Here is a 17,365-nt window from a genome sequence, read left to right on the forward strand (position 1 = left end):
TTGCTCGAATCAGAGTGCGCCAAACGGCCCGCTCTTTGACATCGAAACGCAAATTGTCGGCGGTTGACGGTCGCATGTGAAAACCGTGCAATGTGTCAATCGCCTCCCTCCAAGAGACGACAACTTCGTCAAACCAGGCAGGCGCGTTCCAGCTATTGTGGCGTGAGATTTTTCACCCGCCCCAGCGTCGCCGGACGCACCACTTCACCCCGCGCGAACCACGCTTCCAGCGCATCGAGATCGAGCATGCCGCCCGCCACGATCTTGCCGTCCTTGAACACGGTGAAGCCGTCGCCGCCGCTGGTCAGGAAACTGTTCACCGTCACGCGATAGACCGTCGCTGCATTCAGCGGCTTACCGTCCACCAGCGGCGCGATGATCCGCTGCCCCGCCGGTTTCGACCGGTCATAGCTATAGGTCAGACCCGCCGGAAACAGGATCATCGCGCTTGGCTCGCGTGCGAATTGCTGTTCCAGCACCGCCCGAATCTGCGCACCGGTCAGCTCGACCACCTGCACATTGTTGCCGAACGGCTGCACCACATACAGGTCGCCGAACGTTACGCTGCCATCGGCGGCAGGTTCGATCCCCGTGCGCACGCCGCCCGGGTTCATCAGCGCCATCTGCGCCCCGTTCGACCGTGTCGCCGCTAGCTGAGAATCGGCCACAAGCAGCCCGATCGTCGTTTCCCTGGTCACGTCCTTGTCCCAGACGAACGCCGCCGAAGCCTTGCCCACCACCCGTTTGGCCAGCGGTTCGGCGGCCTTGGCATAGCGAGCGACATGCGCCGCCACCGCCGGATCGGCGGCAAAGGTCGGGAATGCGGCGACCGGCTTGACCGGCCCCGCCGCGCTGGTCGCGCCGTCGCCCTGCACGATCACCTGTACCGCCCGCTTCGCCGTCACCCGCCTGGTGGCGGGGTCAAAGGTCAGGTCGATATCGGTCAGCATCGACCCGTTATTACCCGCGCTGGTCAGCAGCACAGGCCTGGCCGGATCGCTCGCGCCATAGTCGCAGATATAGGCCCGGTGGCTGTGCCCCGACACAACCAGATCAATCGCCGGATCAAGCTTCTGGACGATATCCACGATCGGCCCCGACAGTCCCTCGCACTTGCCCGGCTGGTCAGTGCGCGCCGGGTAGCCGCCCTCATGCACCAGCATCACGATCGCATCCGCACCCTGCGCCTTCAACGATTTCGCCAGCCGGTTCGCGGTCTCTGCCTCATCGGCAAAGGTAAAGCCCTTGATCCCGTCCGGGCTGACATAATTGCCGGTCAGCTTGGTCGTAATCCCGATAAAGCCGATCTTCACCGCCGCCTTGCCGCTGCCGAAGGTCCGCAACGTCGTTCCCGGCAACAGACTGCTGCCATCGGCCCGAACCGTGTTGCCCGCCAGATAGGCATAGGCCGCCCCCTTGAACGGCTCGAGCTGGCATGGCTTGACCTGAGTCAACTTGGCGCAGCCGCCATTCTGCAACCGTAGCAATTCTTCGGTTCCCCGATCGAATTCATGGTTCCCCGCCGCGTTGATCTCCAGCCCGGTCATGCTCAGCGCCTTGACCGTCGGCTCATCCAGAAACACCGACGACATAAGCGGACTGGCACTGGTCAAATCACCCGCCGCGACGACGACGCTGTGCGCCGCCTTCGCCTTCAGCGACTTCACCGCTGTTGCAAAATAGGCCGCACCACCCGCCGGCACCTTCACCACAGACCCATCGGCAATCTGCACGTCGATTGGCCGCCCCGGCGTTTCCAGCGCACCATGAAAATCATTGAACGCAATGATCTTGACCGTCAGCGGCGCGGGCGGACCATCAACCCGCTGCTGGGCACAGCCTGCCAGCGCCAGCGCCGCGAGCACCGTCAATCCAATCCGCTTCATTGAAATGCTTCCTGCGATTCGTCTGGCGCGACGGATAACAGGCCTATGTGACAGCCCCTAGCCGTCCCCGACCCGCTCGATATCCGCACCGACGCCCTGCAATTTCTCTTCCAGCCGCTCATACCCGCGATCGAGGTGATAAATCCGGCTGACCTGCGTCTCGCCCTCCGCCACCAGCCCGGCCAGGATCAAGCTCATCGAGGCCCGCAAATCGGTCGCCATTACCGGTGCGCCGACCAGATCGACCGATCCCCGCACCACTGCCGACCGCCCAGAAACGTGGATATCCGCCCCCATCCGCGCCAGTTCCGGCACATGCATGTAGCGATTCTCGAAAATCGTCTCGGTCAGCACGCTCGCCCCGTCCGCCTTGCACAGCATCGCCATGAACTGCGCCTGCATGTCGGTGGCAAAGCCCGGATAGGGCGCGGTCGACAACGTCAGCGGCTTCAGCGGCCCATTGGCGGCAACCCGCACCCCGGTCTTCTCCTCCTCGACCGTCACGCCCGCCTCGACCAGCGCGTCCAGCGTTGCCCGCATATCGTCGGCGTTGGCCCCGACCAGCTCGACATCGCCCCCAGTGATCGCCGCGGCACAGGCATAGCTGCCCGCCTCGATGCGATCCGGCATCACCTTGTGCGTCGTGCCGTGGAGGCGGTCGCGCCCTTCGATCGTCAGCGTCTCGCTGCCGATCCCGTCGATCGACGCGCCCATCGCCACCAGCAAATTGCACAGATCAACGATCTCCGGCTCACGCGCCGCATTCTCCAGCACGCTCGTTCCCTTGGCTGTCGCCGCCGCCATCAGCGCGTTTTCGGTTGCGCCGACCGACACGACCGGGAAGCGATAGCGTCCGCCCGCCAGCCGTCCGCCGGGTGCCGTTGCCTTTACATAGCCCGCCGCCAGCTCGATCTCCGCGCCCAGTGCCTCCAGTGCCTTCAGATGCAGGTCGATCGGTCGATTGCCGATGGCGCAGCCGCCGGGCAGCGAAACCGTCGCCTCCCCCGCCCGTGCCAGCAACGGCCCCAGCACCAGGATCGACGCCCGCATCTTGCGCACGATGTCATAAGGGGCCACGGTCGAGGTGAGGCGCGATGCGCGCACCGTCAGCACCCGCCCGAAATCATTCGGGCGCGTGCCCTCGATCGCGGTCGAAGCGCCAAGTTCGTTAAGCAGGTGGCCAAACCCGTCGGCATCGGCCAGCCGCGGCAGATTGCGCAGCGTCAGCGGCTCGTCGGTCAGCAATGCACACGGCATCAGCGTCAACGCGGCGTTCTTGGCGCCCGAGATTGCGATCTTGCCGGAAAGGCGGTTGCCGCCACGAATGAGAATACGGTCCATTTACGGGCTTCTACCGCCTCGCAATCCACACGCAAGCGCGGCAGACTGATTGGCGGCTTGATCGACTTTAATGCACTGATTCCATTGGACTGCTTTGCATCAACCATCAGGGGGAAGGTACAGCGTGTCAGGGAGTTGTTTCGCGGAGGTTCTCGGCGAGCTTGTAGCGCTTACGCCAGCGGAAACGGCTGCGCTTCAACGGCTTGAGGATCGTCAGCGCCACATCCGGCGCGGCGCGATCCTGTTGCGGGAGAATGAAGCGGGCGACGAGTTGTTCGTCCTGCGCAAGGGGCTGATGATGAGCTATGTGCTGCTGGACGACGGCAGCCGACAGATTCTGCGCTTCCTGTTTCCCGGCGATATGCTCGGCATTTCCAGCATGGTTTACCGCGAATCGCCCGAAACGCTTTGCGCACTGTCGGATTGCGTGGTCTGCCCGTTCGATCATTCGGCGTTTGGCGAGCTTATCACCGCCCATCCCCGGCTCTCCGCCCTGATCCTCGTGTTCAGCCAGATCGAACGCGTCGCGCTGACCGACCGTCTCGCCGCGCTCGGCCGCACCTCGGCCAAGACGCGCGTCGCGGCCCTCCTGCTCGATCTGCGCAACCGGCTCCGTTCGACCGACAAGTCGATCGACAAGGCATTTGCGCTGGGCTTGACTCAGGAGGAGATCGGCGACGCCACCGGCCTGACCTCGGTCCATGTCAACCGCATGCTCCGCCAGCTTGAGGAAGAGGGCATGATTGCCCGCGAGTCGGGCCGCGTCACGCTGCTTGACGACCGCGCCCTCGCCCGCGCCGCGAATTACGTGAACCGCTATGAAGGGCTTGACCTGAGCTGGTTGCCCGCAGCGCGATAGGCTTAGCCGCCGCGCAGTCCGGTCCACGCGACCAGCGCATGCCGAACCCCGCTGGTCACCGGCGTCACCCGATGGATCATCCGCGATGGAAATAATCGCGCGCCACCGCGCGGCAGGGTGCGCGGAACACCCATGATCGGCGCAATTTCGAGCGCGCCGCCACGATAGTCCGCAGCGTCAGACAGTTCGACCGACGCCGATATCCGCCGCGCCTCATGCCGGTCGGTGCCGGCATCCGAATGCCACTGCTGGAAATGCGCGCCGACGCCATAACGAAGGAACTGAATGTCCTCGAAAACCGGATCGACGGTCGTATCCAGCCGCGCCGCCGCATGCGAAAACAGCGCGTCGAGCCGGTCGTGGATCCAGTCATGGCCAGCGCGCGGCCAGTGGCAGCGTTCGGCCAGTCGTATCGCCGGATCGACATGGTCGCACGTTCCGCTCCACACCGTGGCAGGCGTCAGCGCATCCTTTTCGGCCAACGACAGCATCGCGTCGCACTCGGCGGACGTAAACGCGTCGGGATAGTCGAGCCAGGGAATGTTCAAGGCCACACCCACCCGCCGGTGACCGCGCTTAAGCCTTTTCCAGCGTGCATTGCAGCGGGTGCTGATTCTCGCGCGCGAAATCCATCACCTGCGCCACCTTGGTTTCCGCCACCTCGTAACTGAAAACGCCGCACACGCCCACGCCGCGCTGGTGCACCGCCAGCATCACCCGCGTCGCCTCTTCCATGTCCATCTTGAAGAAGCGCTGGAGCACCAGCACGACGAACTCCATCGGCGTGTAATCGTCATTCATCATCAATACGCGATACGGCGTCGGCTTCTTGGTCTTGGCGCGAGTGCGCGTGGCGACGCCGGTGACGTTGCCGCCATCCTCGTCGCGGTCGCCGTCCTCGGCCATCCGGATCTGCTGAAGGTTCATGGTCATCTAGGCTGCAAAAATATGTCAGCGCCCGTTCAAGGGCAAGTGCGCTAACCAAACAAAAAGGGCGGCTGCCGCAGCAACCGCCCCTTCTTGTTCCGTTAGCGCGGAAAGGTTCAGGCTGCTGCCTTCACCTTCTCGACTGCAACCGCGAAGCGGCTCGATACGGGCTGTGCGGCATCGCCGGCCAGCTTCATGAACGCTTCGGTGTTCTTCGTGCTCTCGGCAACCAGCGCGTCCATCGAGCTGCGAACGAAATCGCTCTGCAGCTTGAAGAAGTCGGCTGGCGACTTGACGGCCGACATGCTCTTCAGCGCGGCGGTCGCGCTCTCGAACGACTTGCGGCTATACTCGGCGGCGTCCTGACCGATGGTCTCAAGACCCTTGGCAGCGATCTTGCCGCTCTCGACCAGTGCTTCGACATTGCCCTTGGCGAACTCGGTCGCTTCGGCGACGAGCTTGGTATTCTTCTCGACCTGCACCTTGGCGCGGTCGTTCAGGTCGGCGAAAACGGCCTGGGTCTTTTCGATCGTTGCTTCCATGATATCAGTTCCCTTGTTTGCGACAGCCGCCAGTTCAGGAGCGGCATCCTTGATGAGGTTTTCGACGGGTTGAGCAACCTGCTCGACCGCCTCGGCTGCGGTTTCCGCCACGACATTGACGATTTCTTTGGAGGCGGTTTCTTCAACGGCTTCGATCGCAGCTTTCGGTGCGATTTCAGGCACGATGGCGGTCTTCGGCGCGGCCTCGACCGTCGCCGTCACTGCTTTGGCAACCGGCTCGATGGCCTTTGCCACGACCGGAGCCGCAACCACTTTGGGTTCCACCACAGCCTTCTTCTCCGCGACTGGCGAAGCGGTTGGCTTCGCCGGTGCGACGGTCTTCTTGAACGGCTTCTTGCCGCCGGCTTTTGATGCCTTGGTGACCATGTCACAGTCCTCGAAAAGCGTTGTTGCAATGCAGCATATACTGCACCAATAACGGGCTTTCAAGGGGTTTTTGTGCAGTGCAACAAAAATGCTTTTATCGGGTCGCTACGTAGCTTCCCGGTGCATCACCAAGCTCTTGATTTTCCTTTGGTTTCCGCGTTCCAATAGCCTTGACTCGGACATCGTCCAATGCCTCCAGCCAGTCGGACCAGTCGGGCCACCAGCTGCCTTTGGTCTCGCTTGCGCCCGCAACAAAATCGTCGAGCGATGCTGCACCCGCCTCATTGGTCCAATACTGATACTTCCCTGCCGACGGCGGGTTCACCACCCCTGCAATATGCCCCGATCCGGCGAGCACGAACCGCAACGGCCCGGTAAATTGTTCGGTGATCTTCCACACGCTTTTGGGCGGGGCGATATGATCCTCGCGCCCTGCCTGGACGTAGGACGGCGTCGCCACCTTGGTCAGATCGACGGGCGTTCCGCCGATACTCAGTGCCCCCGCCTGAACCAGCCGGTTGTCGCGGTACAAGTCGGTGAGATAACTCGCATGCCATTTCGCCGGCAGGTTGGTCACGTCCGAATTCCAGTGGAGCAAGTCAAACGGCATATAGTCTTCGCCGAGCAGGTAATTGCTAGTCACGTAATTCCAGATCAGGTCGCGCCCGCGCAGCAGGTTGAACGTCGCCGCCATATAGCGCCCGTCGAGAAACCCGTCGGTCGTCAGCGACTGGATCATCGCCAGCTGGTCGTCATCGACAAAGACGTTGAGGTCGCCCGCCTCGCTGAAATCGACCTGCGCGGTAAAGAACGTCGCGCTCTTCACCTTCGCCGCTTCACCCCGTGCCGCGAGCACGGCCAGCGTCGCCGCCAGCGTCGTCCCCGCCACGCAGTATCCGATCGTATGCACCGCCTCGACGTCCAGCAATTCGCGCACGGTATCGATCGCGTCGATCTGTCCTTGCTCAACATAATCGTCCCACACCACATCGGCCATCGTCGCGTCCGCCGACTTCCACGACACCACGAATACCGTCAGCCCCTGCTCCACCGCCCAGCGGATGAAGCTCTTCTCCGGCGTCAAATCGAGGATGTAGAAGCGGTTGATCCATGGCGGAAAGATGATCAGCGGCGTCTTGAACACGCTCTCGGTCGCGGGCGAATACTGGATCAGTTCGTATAAAGGCGTGCGCTTGACGACCTTACCCGGTGTCATGGCAAGGTTCCGCCCAAGCTCGAACGCGCCCTCTGCGCCCTGCGTCATCTGGCCCTTGCCCAGATCGCTCAGCATATGCTGCAGACCTTTGAGCAGGTTCTCGCCCTTGGTCGCAATCGTCTTTTCCAGCACCAGCGGATTGGTCATGGCGAAATTGGACGGGCTCATCGCGTCGATGAACCCCTGCGTCTTGAAGCGCAGCTGTTCCTTTTGCTTCGGCGGCATCCCGTCAATCGCCTCCACGCCCTTAAGCATATGGTCGGCGATTGTCAGATAGCTCTGGCGTATGAAGTCGAACAGCGGCTGTTCGCGCCATTGCGGTGCCTTGAAGCGCTTGTCGCGCGCCTGCTCGGGCGTTTCCTCGAACGGTGCCGCCTTGGCTGGGTCCAAGAAACGCTGCCACAAATTCATCGAATCAGCCCAGAAATCCGCCCCGGCGCGGATCATCGCGGCGGGATCGACCGGCAGGCTGGTCGGCATGGATGGCATTTGCGGCATTGGCGGCATTGGCGGCATTGGCGGCGTTGTTACTTTCAGGTCGAGCCCCTGCTCCATTATCATCTGCTGCGCGCGGCCCATCACCCAGGTCCAGTGCTGCAATTCCTCCAGCCCCGGAGCGGCGGCTTCAGCCTTTGGGGTTTCGACCTCGGGCGCGGCCTTCGCTTCGACCTTAGGCTTACGCGCAGTCGCCGGTTTACGCGGCTTTGGTGCAGCCTTCGGCGCTGCCTTGTTTTTCTTGTCCGCCGCCACGTGCCTCTCCTCTGGCTTGGTCGCCTGACCCCTGTATAACGAGCCCGCGCATCCCGCGCGACCACAGAGGAGCTCATCGAGCAAGAAGATGTCCGAAGAATTCTATCGCATGAAGCGCCTTCCGCCCTATGTCATCGCCGAAGTGAATGCGATGCGGGCCGCGGCGCGCGCGGGTGGAGAGGACATTATCGATCTCGGCATGGGCAATCCCGATCTGCCGCCGCCCGACCATGTCATCGAAAAACTGATCGAAGTCGCGCGCAAACCCAGCGCACACGGTTATTCGCAGTCCAAGGGGATTCCCGGCCTGCGTCGCGCGCAGGCGAATTATTATGGCCGTCGATTCGGTGTCGATGTCGATCCGGAAACCGAAGTCGTCGTGACGATGGGGTCGAAGGAGGGGCTGGCCAGCCTTGCCACCGCGATCACCGCACCCGGCGACGTCGTGCTTGCGCCGAACCCGTCCTACCCGATTCACACCTTCGGCTTCATCATCGCCGGGGCTACGATCCGCGCGATCCCGACCACGCCGGACGAGCGCTATTTCGAGAGCCTTGAGCGCGCGATGGCGTTTACCGTCCCGCGCCCCAGTATCCTGGTCGTCAACTATCCGTCGAACCCGACGGCGGAGACTGTCGATTTAGCCTTTTACGAGCAGCTGGTGGCATGGGCGAAGGAGAACAAGGTGTGGATCATTTCCGACCTCGCTTATTCCGAACTCTATTTCGACGGCAAGCCGACCGTCTCGATCCTTCAGGTGAAGGGCGCCAAAGACGTTGCGATCGAGTTCACCTCACTCAGCAAGACCTATTCGATGGCGGGCTGGCGGATGGGCTTTGCGGTCGGCAACAAGACGCTGATCGCGGCGATGTCGCGGGTGAAATCCTATCTCGATTACGGTGCATTTACCCCGATTCAGGCGGCCGCCTGCGCCGCATTGAATGGCCCGCAAGAGATCGTCGAGCGCAATCGCCAGCTTTATCACAAGCGCCGCGATGTGCTGGTCGAGAGCTTTGGTCGATCTGGCTGGGATATCCCGCCGCCCGCCGCGTCGATGTTTGCCTGGGCACCGCTCCCCCCCGCGCTCGCGCATCTCGGCAGTCTGGAGTTCTCGAAGCAGTTGCTCAGCCACGCCAAGGTCGCGGTCGCCCCGGGTGTTGGCTATGGCGAAAATGGGGAAGGATTCGTGCGCATTGCGATGGTCGAGAACGAACAGCGGCTGCGACAGGCCGCCCGCAATGTGAAACGCTATTTGCAATCGATGGGCGTCAACACCGGCGCAAAATCGGCCTGACATAGAAAAGGGGGCGTCCGCAGACGCCCCCTTCCCCGATTTGCATTCCGTTCAGAAGCGGAAGCCAACCCCGGCCGCGACATGGCGACGCTGCAGGTTGAAGCCGGTGCCATAGAAATCGCCATAATCGGCATAGGCCGCTTCGACGTTGACATAGACGTTGCTCGACACCGCGAATTCGGCACCCAGCGCGCCGTAAACGCCGCCCTTGTTGTCGGTGCCGGTGAAGCCGCCGCTCGCCGCCTTGAGCTTGAGGCTGGCATAGCCGACTTTGCCGTACAGCGCGGCCGTGGGGCTCAGCGCGACGCCAACGCGGCCACCAGCGCTCAGGTTGCTCTCGATCTCGAGGCAATCGCCGCCGTCGCACAGCTCGACGCCCGAGAATTCGTAATTGATATAGGGGCCGAACGTAACCTTGTCGCTGACTGCGAGATCATAGCCGATCTCGCCGCCATAAGAGACCGCGCTGCCGATCTTGTACACATCGCCGTCGCCGCTGACGGTCGGGGTTTCATAGCCCAGGCGCAATTCGGCGCGCAGACCGGCGAAATCACTCGGCGGTGCTGCCTCGTCCTGCGCAACAGCGATACCGGGCACGCACGAAAGGACCGCAACAGCGGCCAGAAGCTTCTTCATCTTGTCCCCCTTGGATGGCCGGATTGGCTTGAGATACCTGCCGTAACCCGTTGGATTCGGTGGGCGACGGCCGGATAGTTTCGGACACGATCCAAGTCCAGCAGGTTTTTTTGCGCGCGGATGATCGCAAGACGACGTTGCACCATCGAACGGGTTCCGCCACGGCAAGTGTATGACTCGCCCCGGCTTCGATTTCTCCACCCGTCTGCGCGTTCGCTATGCCGAAATCGACGGGCAAAAGGTCGTCTTCAATTCGCGCTATCTCGAATATGCCGATGTCGCGCTTAGCGAATATTGGCGCTGGCTGCGGCTGGCCGATCTGCCCGAATGGCGTAGCATGGAATTCCACGTCGCCCGCGCGACCGTCGATTACAAACTTCCCTTCCGCTACGATGACGAGTTCGACGCCTGGGCGCGCACCGATCGCATCGGCACCTCCAGCGTCACCAGTATTGTGGAGCTGTGCCACGCCGAAACCGGCGCGCTGCACACGGTGATCGAACTGGTGCACGTCAATGTTGATCTGGCAGCGGGACGCTCAGCGGCAATCCCGGAAGCGGTTCGACAGAGAATGCAGATAAGTGCCTGAATCAGACTAGGGGAAACGCGCCGTTAACGGTCTCGCCCTAATCTTGGGCGATGGACGGCAAGTCGCTGAAAAATATCGGAGTCGGGGTAGTTCTCGGCGTGGCGATCGCCTACTTCGCGCTGGCGGCGGCGGCGATCGAATTCACGCGCCTCAGCGGCAATGTCGCACTGCTATGGATCGCCAACGCGCCGCTGATCGCCGCGATGCTGACTCGTCCGGCGGTCGAGCGTCCGCTGCACCTGATGGCCTGCTTCGGCGCGACGATCGCCGCCAGCGTCAGCGTATCGCCCTACAGCGCGCTCTCCCCCCTGTTCGCAATCGCCAATATTGGCGAAGCATTGATCGCCTGGCTGCTCCTTCGGCGGTTTCTGGGCGAGGATCGCCTATTCGCCTCGTTGCGCTCGCTGGCGATCTTCATAGCCGTCGCCGGCCTTGCCGCTCCGTTCATCACGGGCATAATCCCCACATTGGCGCTATGGATGCTGCAGGGCACGGCACCGCTGGTGATCTGGTCGAACTGGATGCTGGGTCATGGCCTTGGCGCGCTGATCGGGACGCCGGTCGCGTTGTTGCTGATCGGCGGCACCGCCTATCGTGAACGGCTGGCGCGCAAGGGTGAGCCGTTGCGCATCCTGTGGGTCGCAACTCTCGTTATCGGCATCACCGGTTTCTGCTTCGCCCAGGATCGACTGCCGTTGCTCTTCCTGCCGGTGCTGCCGCTGATCGTTGCGACGATGATCTTTCGCCTTGCCGGTGCGGCGTTCGGGGTGTTTGCCATCGCCATGATCGGTGCCGGGTTCACCGTCGCGGGCCATGGTCCGATGCAGCTGATTCAGGGCAGCGAAGCGTTCCAGCTGCAATTCTTCCAATTCTATCTGGCCGTGCTGTTCCTGACCGCACACCCCTTTGCAACGATGATTACCGAAAAGCACCGGCTGGCGCTGGCAGTGGCCGAGAGCGAGGCACGCTACCGGCTGATCGCCGAACATGCGTCGGACGCGGTGCTGACGGTCGATCCGGCGGGCGATATCCTGTTTGCTTCCCCCTCGGTGCGCGAACTGGCCGGGTTCGATCCCGCCGCCCTGATCGGCAAGAGTACGTTCGCCTTCATTGCCGAGGGCGACCGCGAACGCACGCGAGCCGCGCACAAACTTGCCATCGCCCAGCCCGACCGCATTCACCGGTTCGAGTTCCGGGCCGCCACCGCTTCAGGCACGATCCGCTGGTTCGAATCGACGGCCCGTGCCGTCACCGGCGAGGATGGCGAAGTCGCGACCATCGTCACCGTCATCCGCGACCTCAGCCATCGCAAGGCGCGCGAGGCCGATCTGGAACGACAGGCAGCGACCGATCCGATGACCGGCGTGCTCAACCGGCGCGCATTCCAGGAACGCCTCGCCCGCTACCGCGATTCCGGCGACGGACCTGCCGCGCTGGCACTGTTCGACCTCGATCATTTCAAGCGCGTCAACGACAGTCACGGTCATGAGGCGGGGGATTCGGCGCTGCTGGTCTTCGCCGACGTCCTGCGCGGCAATTTACGATCGGAGGATGTGATCGGTCGTCTGGGCGGGGAGGAGTTCGCGGTCCTGTTCCCCGGTCGCACCGCATCCGACGCGCTCGCCGCGTGCGAACGCGTCCGCCGGTCGCTCGAAGACACACGCATCGGCACGCCGCCGGTCAGCTTCACGATCACGGTCAGCACCGGCGTCGCACCCGTTCGGCACGGCGAAACGTCCGAAGCGGTGTTCCGTCAGGCCGACGCCGCGCTTTATCGCGCCAAGGCATTGGGTCGTAACCGCAGCGAACTCGCGGCCGGGTAGGCTACTCGGCCGCCTCGGCCACGCCTTCGCCCACCACATCCTCGGGCAGCGACCACAAAAGGTCATGCTTGCCAAGCGCGCGGCCGTCATGGCTCATCACCTGCACCGGCGCGATCCGCCGCCGGTCGCGGGCATCGACCAGCACCGGGGTGGACAGCATGCCGGTCTCCCAGCGCTCACCCCATTGCCTGAGCGCAACCATCGTCGGTAGCAGCGCAAAGCCCTTGTCGGTCAACCGGTACTCAACCTTGCGCCGGTCGTCATCACAGGTCTGTCGCGCCAGGATGCCATGGTCGACTAGCCGTGCCAGCCGGTTCGCCAGGATATTGCGCGCAATCCCCAGTTCCGACTGAAACTCCTCGAAATGATAAAGGCCGTTGAAGGACCCGCGCAGGATCAAGAACGACCAGCGTTCCCCCATTGCCTCCAGCGCGGCCGGAAGGCTGCAGTTATTGGCCAGCTCGCGTAGCGGCTCTCGCAGTCCATTATGACCCATGACCGGCAAATCTACCCTAATTTCCCTGTTGCACAAACCACTTAGATTCTCGCACCCGCAGCAAGAGTTTTCAGTTGCAACTTAAACCGTAGAAATATAAGTAGCGATTCGCAACCTTTGTTGCATTGACCCCAGGGAGACTTCGCCATGACCCGCCTTGCCTCGCTCGCCGCCGCCGCGTTGACGGCCGCTGCGTTCATGCCCATCGCTGCGTTCGCCCAGTCGGGCGGCTATTATTCCGCGACCGCCGTTGAAGCGCCGAAAAAGGCCAGCTTCATCACCCAGAACACCGTGTGGAAGTGCAAGGACGGAACTTGCACTGCACCCAAGACGCCGATGCAGGACAAGGTGTTGTGCGAGCGCGTGGTCCAGCGCGTCGGTGCCCTTTCTGCCTTCACGGTTGGCGGTACGCCGTTCGATGCGGCGGCGCTGACGGCCTGCAACGCGCGCGCCAACTAAGTCACTCTTGCGCCACAGTCATGCGGGCATCGGCGTCGCCGGTGCCCGCTTCGCGTTGAAACTTATTGCAAAGCAACAGGCTCGCGCCCCATCTTGGTCACGTGTTGCGTCAATATGAACTTGTCGATCGGGTGTTGAGCTACGATCCGGACGCCGACGAGGCGCTGCTCAACCGCGCTTATGTGTTTTCGCTGCACGCGCATGGCAGCCAGAAGCGCGCCAGCGGCGATCCCTATTTCAGCCACCCGATCGAAGTCGCCGGCATCCTGACCGATCTGCATCTCGACGACGAGACCATCGCCACCGCGATCCTCCACGATACAATCGAGGACACCGTTGCGACGCCGGAGGAAATCCTCAAGCGCTTCGGCCCCAATGTCGCGCGGCTGGTCGACGGTGTGACCAAACTCAGCCGGATCGAGGCGCAGAGCGAGAATGAACGCGCGGCGGAAAACCTTCGCAAATTCCTCCTCGCCATGTCCGACGACATCCGCGTGCTGCTGGTGAAGCTGGCCGACCGGCTGCACAATATGCGGACGCTCCACCATATCCCCAAGCCGGACAAGCGCCGCCGCATCGCACGTGAGACGATGGACATCTATGCACCGCTGGCGGAGCGGATCGGCATGTACGAGTTCATGAAGGAGATGCAGACGCTCGCCTTCCAGCAACTCGAACCCGAAGCCTTTGAATCGATCACCAAACGGCTGGAAGCGCTGACGGTCGAGGGCGAAGACCGCATCGCCAAGATCGCCTCGGGCCTGAAACTCCTGCTCTCACGCGGCGGGATCGAGGCGGAGATTTCCGGCCGCGAAAAACACCCCTATTCGATCTGGAAGAAAATGTCGGAGCGCCATGTCAGCTTCGAGCAGCTCAGCGACATCATGGCGTTCCGCGTCATCGTCGATGGCGAGGAGGAATGCTACCGCGCACTCGGCCATATTCACCGCCGCTGGCCGATGGTGCCGGGGCGGTTCAAGGACTATATCTCGACGCCGAAGCGCAACGGCTATCGCTCGCTCCACACCAGCATCATCCATGCCGGCGACACGCGCGTCGAAATCCAGATCCGCACGCGCGCCATGCATGCCCAGGCCGAACACGGCCTCGCCGCGCATTGGTCCTACAAACAGAATAATGTCCGCCCCGACACGCAAGTCCGCTGGATTCAGGACCTGGTCGAAATTCTCGAGACCGCCGAAAGCCCGGAGGAACTGCTCGAACACACCCGCATGGCGATGTATCAGGATCGCATCTTCGCGTTCAGTCCAAAGGGGGAGCTGATCCAGCTGCCAAAAGGCGCGACGCCGATCGACTTCGCCTATGCCGTCCACACCGATCTCGGCGATCAGGCGGTGGGTGCGAAGATCAACGGTCGCGTCGTGCCGCTGCGTACCGAGATTCAACAGGGCGATCAGGTGGCGATTTTGCGTTCGAAGGCGCAGCACCCGCAGGACAATTGGTTGAACTTCGCGTTCACCGGCAAGGCACGCGCCGCGATCCGCCGCCATTTGCGGCACAAGGAGCGCGATGAATCGATTGCGCTGGGCCGCAAGCTTTACGACGACATCGTCCGCCGCCTGCCGGTCGAGATCGGCAAGGAGGCGCAAAAGGCCGCGCTGACGCGCCTCAAAATCGCGGACAGCGACGCGTTGATGGAAGCGATTGCGCGTCAGAAAGTCAGCGATGCTCAGGTGATGGAGGCGCTGATGCCCGGCTCCACCACCGGCGAGGACGCAGTCGCCCTGCCCGCACAGCGCGAACCGATCTCGATCAAAGGGCTCACTCCTGGTGTCGCCTTCAACCTCGCCCCCTGTTGCCACCCGATCCCGGGCGACCGCATCGTCGGCGTCCGCCAGCCCGACGCGCCAATCGAGATCCACCAGATCAGCTGTCCCAAGCTCGACGCGGTCGAGGATGAGGACTGGATCGACATTGGCTGGGGCGACAAAGCGGAAGGCGGCACCGCGCGCCTCGCCGTGACCGTCAAGAACGAGCCCGGCGCGCTCGGCGCGGTCGCCACGTTGCTCGGTCAGCACAAGGCGAACATTCTCAACATCCGGTTCGACACGCAGGACACGACCTTCCACACCAACATGATCGATGTGGAGGTGCGCGACGCTTCCCACCTGATGAAGCTGATCGCCGGTCTGCGCGCTGCCGATGCGGTGAGTTCGGCGGAGCGCGCGTGAACGCGGCTTGCATGACGAGTCCAGTGGTTTAGGTTGGCAGCACACCTTCCCGAAAGGATCCCCAGTGGACCGCCGTACTTTTCTCGCCTCCAGCACCGCGACCGCCGCCGTGACCCTGACCCCTGCCGCCCATGCGCTTCAGGCCGCGGCGAAGCCCGCCGCTGGTCCCGGTGACGCCGCGCTGAGCAAATTGTTCGATCAGCTGGTCCGCGACATGGTTCAGATGCAGCCGGAAATCGCCACCTATATCGGCTTCGACAAGGGTCCGGGGGCAGCGCTCAAGAGCCGACTCAACGATCGTTCGCCGGCGGGCAAGGCCAAAGTCCAAGCTGGCACCAAAGCCTATCTCGACCAGATCAAGGCGACCGATCCCGCAACGCTGTCCGAAACATCGAAGCTCGACCGCGAAGTCGTGAGCTATTCGCTCGAGGCGCAGCTGCTCCCCCGCGACAAATTCGGCATCGAATCGGTCAATCGTCCCTTCCCGATCTTTCAACAGGGCGGCGTCTATTTCGCGATGCCCGATTTCCTGAACACCAGCCACACGATCGAAACCAGGGCGGATGCCGACGCCCTGCTCGCCCGCCTCGAACAGGTCAGTGCCGCGCTTGACGCCGACACCGCGGAGCAGACCGAGCAGGCTAAGCGCGGTCTCGTCGCCCCGGACTTCTCGCTCGACCTCACGCTCGATCAGCTGCGCAAGCTCCGCGCACCCGCGCCGGTCGACAACAGCATCGCCAAATCGCTCGCCACCCGCACTACGGCCAAACAGATTGCAGGCGACTGGGCCGCGCACGCCGCCAAGATCATCGAAGCCTCAGTCTATCCCGCGCTCGACCGGCAAATCGCGCTGATCGAGCAGCTGCGCACCAAAGCCCGCACCAGTTCCGGCCTGTGGGGCGTCCCGCGCGGCGATGAAATCTACGCTGCTGCCGTCGCCGTATCGACCACGACCAATCTCTCGCCGGATGAAGTCCACAAGATCGGCCTCGACGAAGTCGCGCACATCACCGCTCAACTCGACACGATCCTGAAGGCGCAAAGTTTGACCCAGGGCGCGATCGGCGAACGCCTCGCCGCGCTCAACGTTCGCCCCGATCAGCTTTACCCCGACACCGCGGCCGGACGGGCAGAGCTGATCAAATCGCTCAATGTCGACAATGAAAAGGTCGGTAAGCTGCTGCCGAAGATGTTCAGCAACCCGGTCATGCCCCCGCTCGATATCCGCGCGGTCCCGGTGGAGATTCAGGACGGCGCGTCGAACGGCTATTACAATCTCGCAACCCTCGACGGCTCTCGCCCGGCTATCTACTTCATCAACCTGAAGAGCGTTGCCGACTGGCCCAAATACACGCTGCCATCGCTGACCTATCATGAAGGGCTGCCGGGCCATCACCTCCAGCTCAGCACCACGCTCGGCTCACCCAGCCCGCTGATTCGCAAGTTCAGCTTCTTCGGCGCGTACAGCGAAGGGTGGGCGCTGTACGCCGAACAGGTCGCCGACGAACTCGGTGCCTATGGGAACGATCTGGAGCGCGCGGGCTACCTCCAGTCCTTCCTGTTCCGCGCCGCACGCCTGGTCATCGACACCGGCATCCATCACAAGAAATGGAGCCGCGAACAGGCGACCGACTATATGGTCAAGACCGTTGGCTTCGCCCGTCCGCGCTCGCAACGCGAAATCGAGCGCTACTGCACCCAGCCCGGTCAGGCGTGCAGCTACAAGATCGGCCACACCAGCTGGGTCCGCGCCCGACAAAAGGCACAGGCGATCGCGGGCGACAAGTTCGACATCCGCTGGTTTCATGAGATCATCCGTCGCGGCTCGGTGCCGCTGACGATCCTCGAACGACTGGTCGAGGAAGACGCGCGCAAAATGGCCGCCGGCTGACGAGAAAGCGCCTGACCAAAATGCCCGCCCGGATTGCACTGGGCGGGCAGGAGCCGGCACACAAACATTGCCGCGCC

The 17,365-nt window shown here is 62.9% G+C and carries 15 protein-coding genes; 7 read left to right on the plus strand and 8 right to left on the minus strand.

What is annotated here, in order from left to right; translation table 11 throughout:
* Positions 1–152: 152 nt before the first annotated feature.
* Both U1702_RS09635 and murA read right to left on the minus strand, forming a co-directional pair.
* The gene (locus U1702_RS09635) at positions 153–1,886 is read right to left on the minus strand and encodes a bifunctional metallophosphatase/5'-nucleotidase (protein WP_332723825.1); all 1,734 of its coding nucleotides are present in this window, start codon (positions 1,884–1,886) and stop codon (positions 153–155) included.
* Positions 1,887–1,943: 57 nt separating this feature from the next.
* The gene (gene murA, locus U1702_RS09640) at positions 1,944–3,227 is read right to left on the minus strand and encodes a UDP-N-acetylglucosamine 1-carboxyvinyltransferase (RefSeq protein WP_332723827.1); all 1,284 of its coding nucleotides are present in this window, start codon (positions 3,225–3,227) and stop codon (positions 1,944–1,946) included.
* 124 nt (positions 3,228–3,351) lie between these two features.
* On the opposite strand from murA, the gene U1702_RS09645 reads away from it, so the two are divergent.
* On the plus strand, positions 3,352–4,086 hold the full coding sequence (locus U1702_RS09645) for a Crp/Fnr family transcriptional regulator (protein ID WP_332723829.1): 735 nt from the start codon (positions 3,352–3,354) through the stop codon (positions 4,084–4,086).
* 2 nt (positions 4,087–4,088) lie between these two features.
* Here U1702_RS09645 and U1702_RS09650 read toward each other — a convergent pair whose 3' ends face one another.
* The 4 genes from U1702_RS09650 to U1702_RS09665 form a co-directional block, all read right to left on the minus strand.
* Entirely contained in the window at positions 4,089–4,640 is a 552-nt protein-coding gene (locus U1702_RS09650; protein WP_332723831.1) for a 2OG-Fe(II) oxygenase, read from the minus strand.
* 22 nt (positions 4,641–4,662) lie between these two features.
* A complete protein-coding gene (clpS, locus tag U1702_RS09655) occupies positions 4,663–5,013 on the minus strand; it encodes an ATP-dependent Clp protease adapter ClpS (protein ID WP_443026833.1) in 351 nt (116 codons plus the stop codon).
* A gap of 116 nt (positions 5,014–5,129) precedes the next feature.
* Positions 5,130–5,942 (minus strand): phasin family protein, encoded by an 813-nt coding sequence (locus U1702_RS09660; RefSeq protein ID WP_332723833.1) that lies wholly within the window; start codon positions 5,940–5,942, stop codon positions 5,130–5,132.
* 94 nt (positions 5,943–6,036) lie between these two features.
* Complete coding sequence (locus tag U1702_RS09665; RefSeq protein WP_332724670.1) at positions 6,037–7,767, minus strand: PHA/PHB synthase family protein; 1,731 nt, start codon at positions 7,765–7,767, stop codon at positions 6,037–6,039.
* A gap of 229 nt (positions 7,768–7,996) precedes the next feature.
* Between U1702_RS09665 and U1702_RS09670 the strand changes: the two genes are divergently transcribed.
* Positions 7,997–9,202 carry an LL-diaminopimelate aminotransferase gene (locus U1702_RS09670; RefSeq protein WP_332723834.1) on the plus strand — a complete coding sequence of 402 codons (1,206 nt, stop codon included), beginning with the start codon at positions 7,997–7,999 and terminating at the stop codon, positions 9,200–9,202.
* A gap of 51 nt (positions 9,203–9,253) precedes the next feature.
* Here the strand turns inward: U1702_RS09670 and U1702_RS09675 are convergent, their stop codons facing one another.
* The gene (locus U1702_RS09675) at positions 9,254–9,838 is read right to left on the minus strand and encodes an outer membrane protein (protein ID WP_332723836.1); all 585 of its coding nucleotides are present in this window, start codon (positions 9,836–9,838) and stop codon (positions 9,254–9,256) included.
* A 172-nt stretch (positions 9,839–10,010) separates the two neighbouring features.
* Between U1702_RS09675 and U1702_RS09680 the strand changes: the two genes are divergently transcribed.
* A complete protein-coding gene (locus U1702_RS09680; protein WP_332723838.1) occupies positions 10,011–10,427 on the plus strand; it encodes an acyl-CoA thioesterase in 417 nt (138 codons plus the stop codon).
* A 98-nt stretch (positions 10,428–10,525) separates the two neighbouring features.
* The gene (locus U1702_RS09685) at positions 10,526–12,250 is read left to right on the plus strand and encodes a sensor domain-containing diguanylate cyclase (protein WP_332723841.1); all 1,725 of its coding nucleotides are present in this window, start codon (positions 10,526–10,528) and stop codon (positions 12,248–12,250) included.
* 1 nt (position 12,251) lies between these two features.
* On the opposite strand, the gene U1702_RS09690 is transcribed toward U1702_RS09685, so the two are convergent.
* The gene (locus tag U1702_RS09690; protein ID WP_332723843.1) at positions 12,252–12,746 is read right to left on the minus strand and encodes a winged helix-turn-helix transcriptional regulator; all 495 of its coding nucleotides are present in this window, start codon (positions 12,744–12,746) and stop codon (positions 12,252–12,254) included.
* A 147-nt stretch (positions 12,747–12,893) separates the two neighbouring features.
* Here U1702_RS09690 and U1702_RS09695 point away from each other — a divergent pair, with 147 nt between their 5' ends.
* The 3 genes from U1702_RS09695 to U1702_RS09705 all read left to right on the plus strand — a co-directional run bounded on the left by U1702_RS09695 (position 12,894) and on the right by U1702_RS09705 (position 17,288).
* Positions 12,894–13,205, plus strand: a complete 312-nt coding sequence (locus U1702_RS09695; protein ID WP_332723845.1) for a CC_3452 family protein — start codon at positions 12,894–12,896, stop codon at positions 13,203–13,205.
* Between the two features lie 101 nt (positions 13,206–13,306).
* Complete coding sequence (locus tag U1702_RS09700; RefSeq protein WP_332723847.1) at positions 13,307–15,397, plus strand: RelA/SpoT family protein; 2,091 nt, start codon at positions 13,307–13,309, stop codon at positions 15,395–15,397.
* A 64-nt stretch (positions 15,398–15,461) separates the two neighbouring features.
* On the plus strand, positions 15,462–17,288 hold the full coding sequence (locus U1702_RS09705) for a DUF885 domain-containing protein (protein ID WP_332723849.1): 1,827 nt from the start codon (positions 15,462–15,464) through the stop codon (positions 17,286–17,288).
* Positions 17,289–17,365 lie beyond the last annotated feature (77 nt).

The organism is Sphingomonas sp. LT1P40, from assembly GCF_036663835.1.
Taxonomy (GTDB): domain Bacteria; phylum Pseudomonadota; class Alphaproteobacteria; order Sphingomonadales; family Sphingomonadaceae; genus Sphingomonas.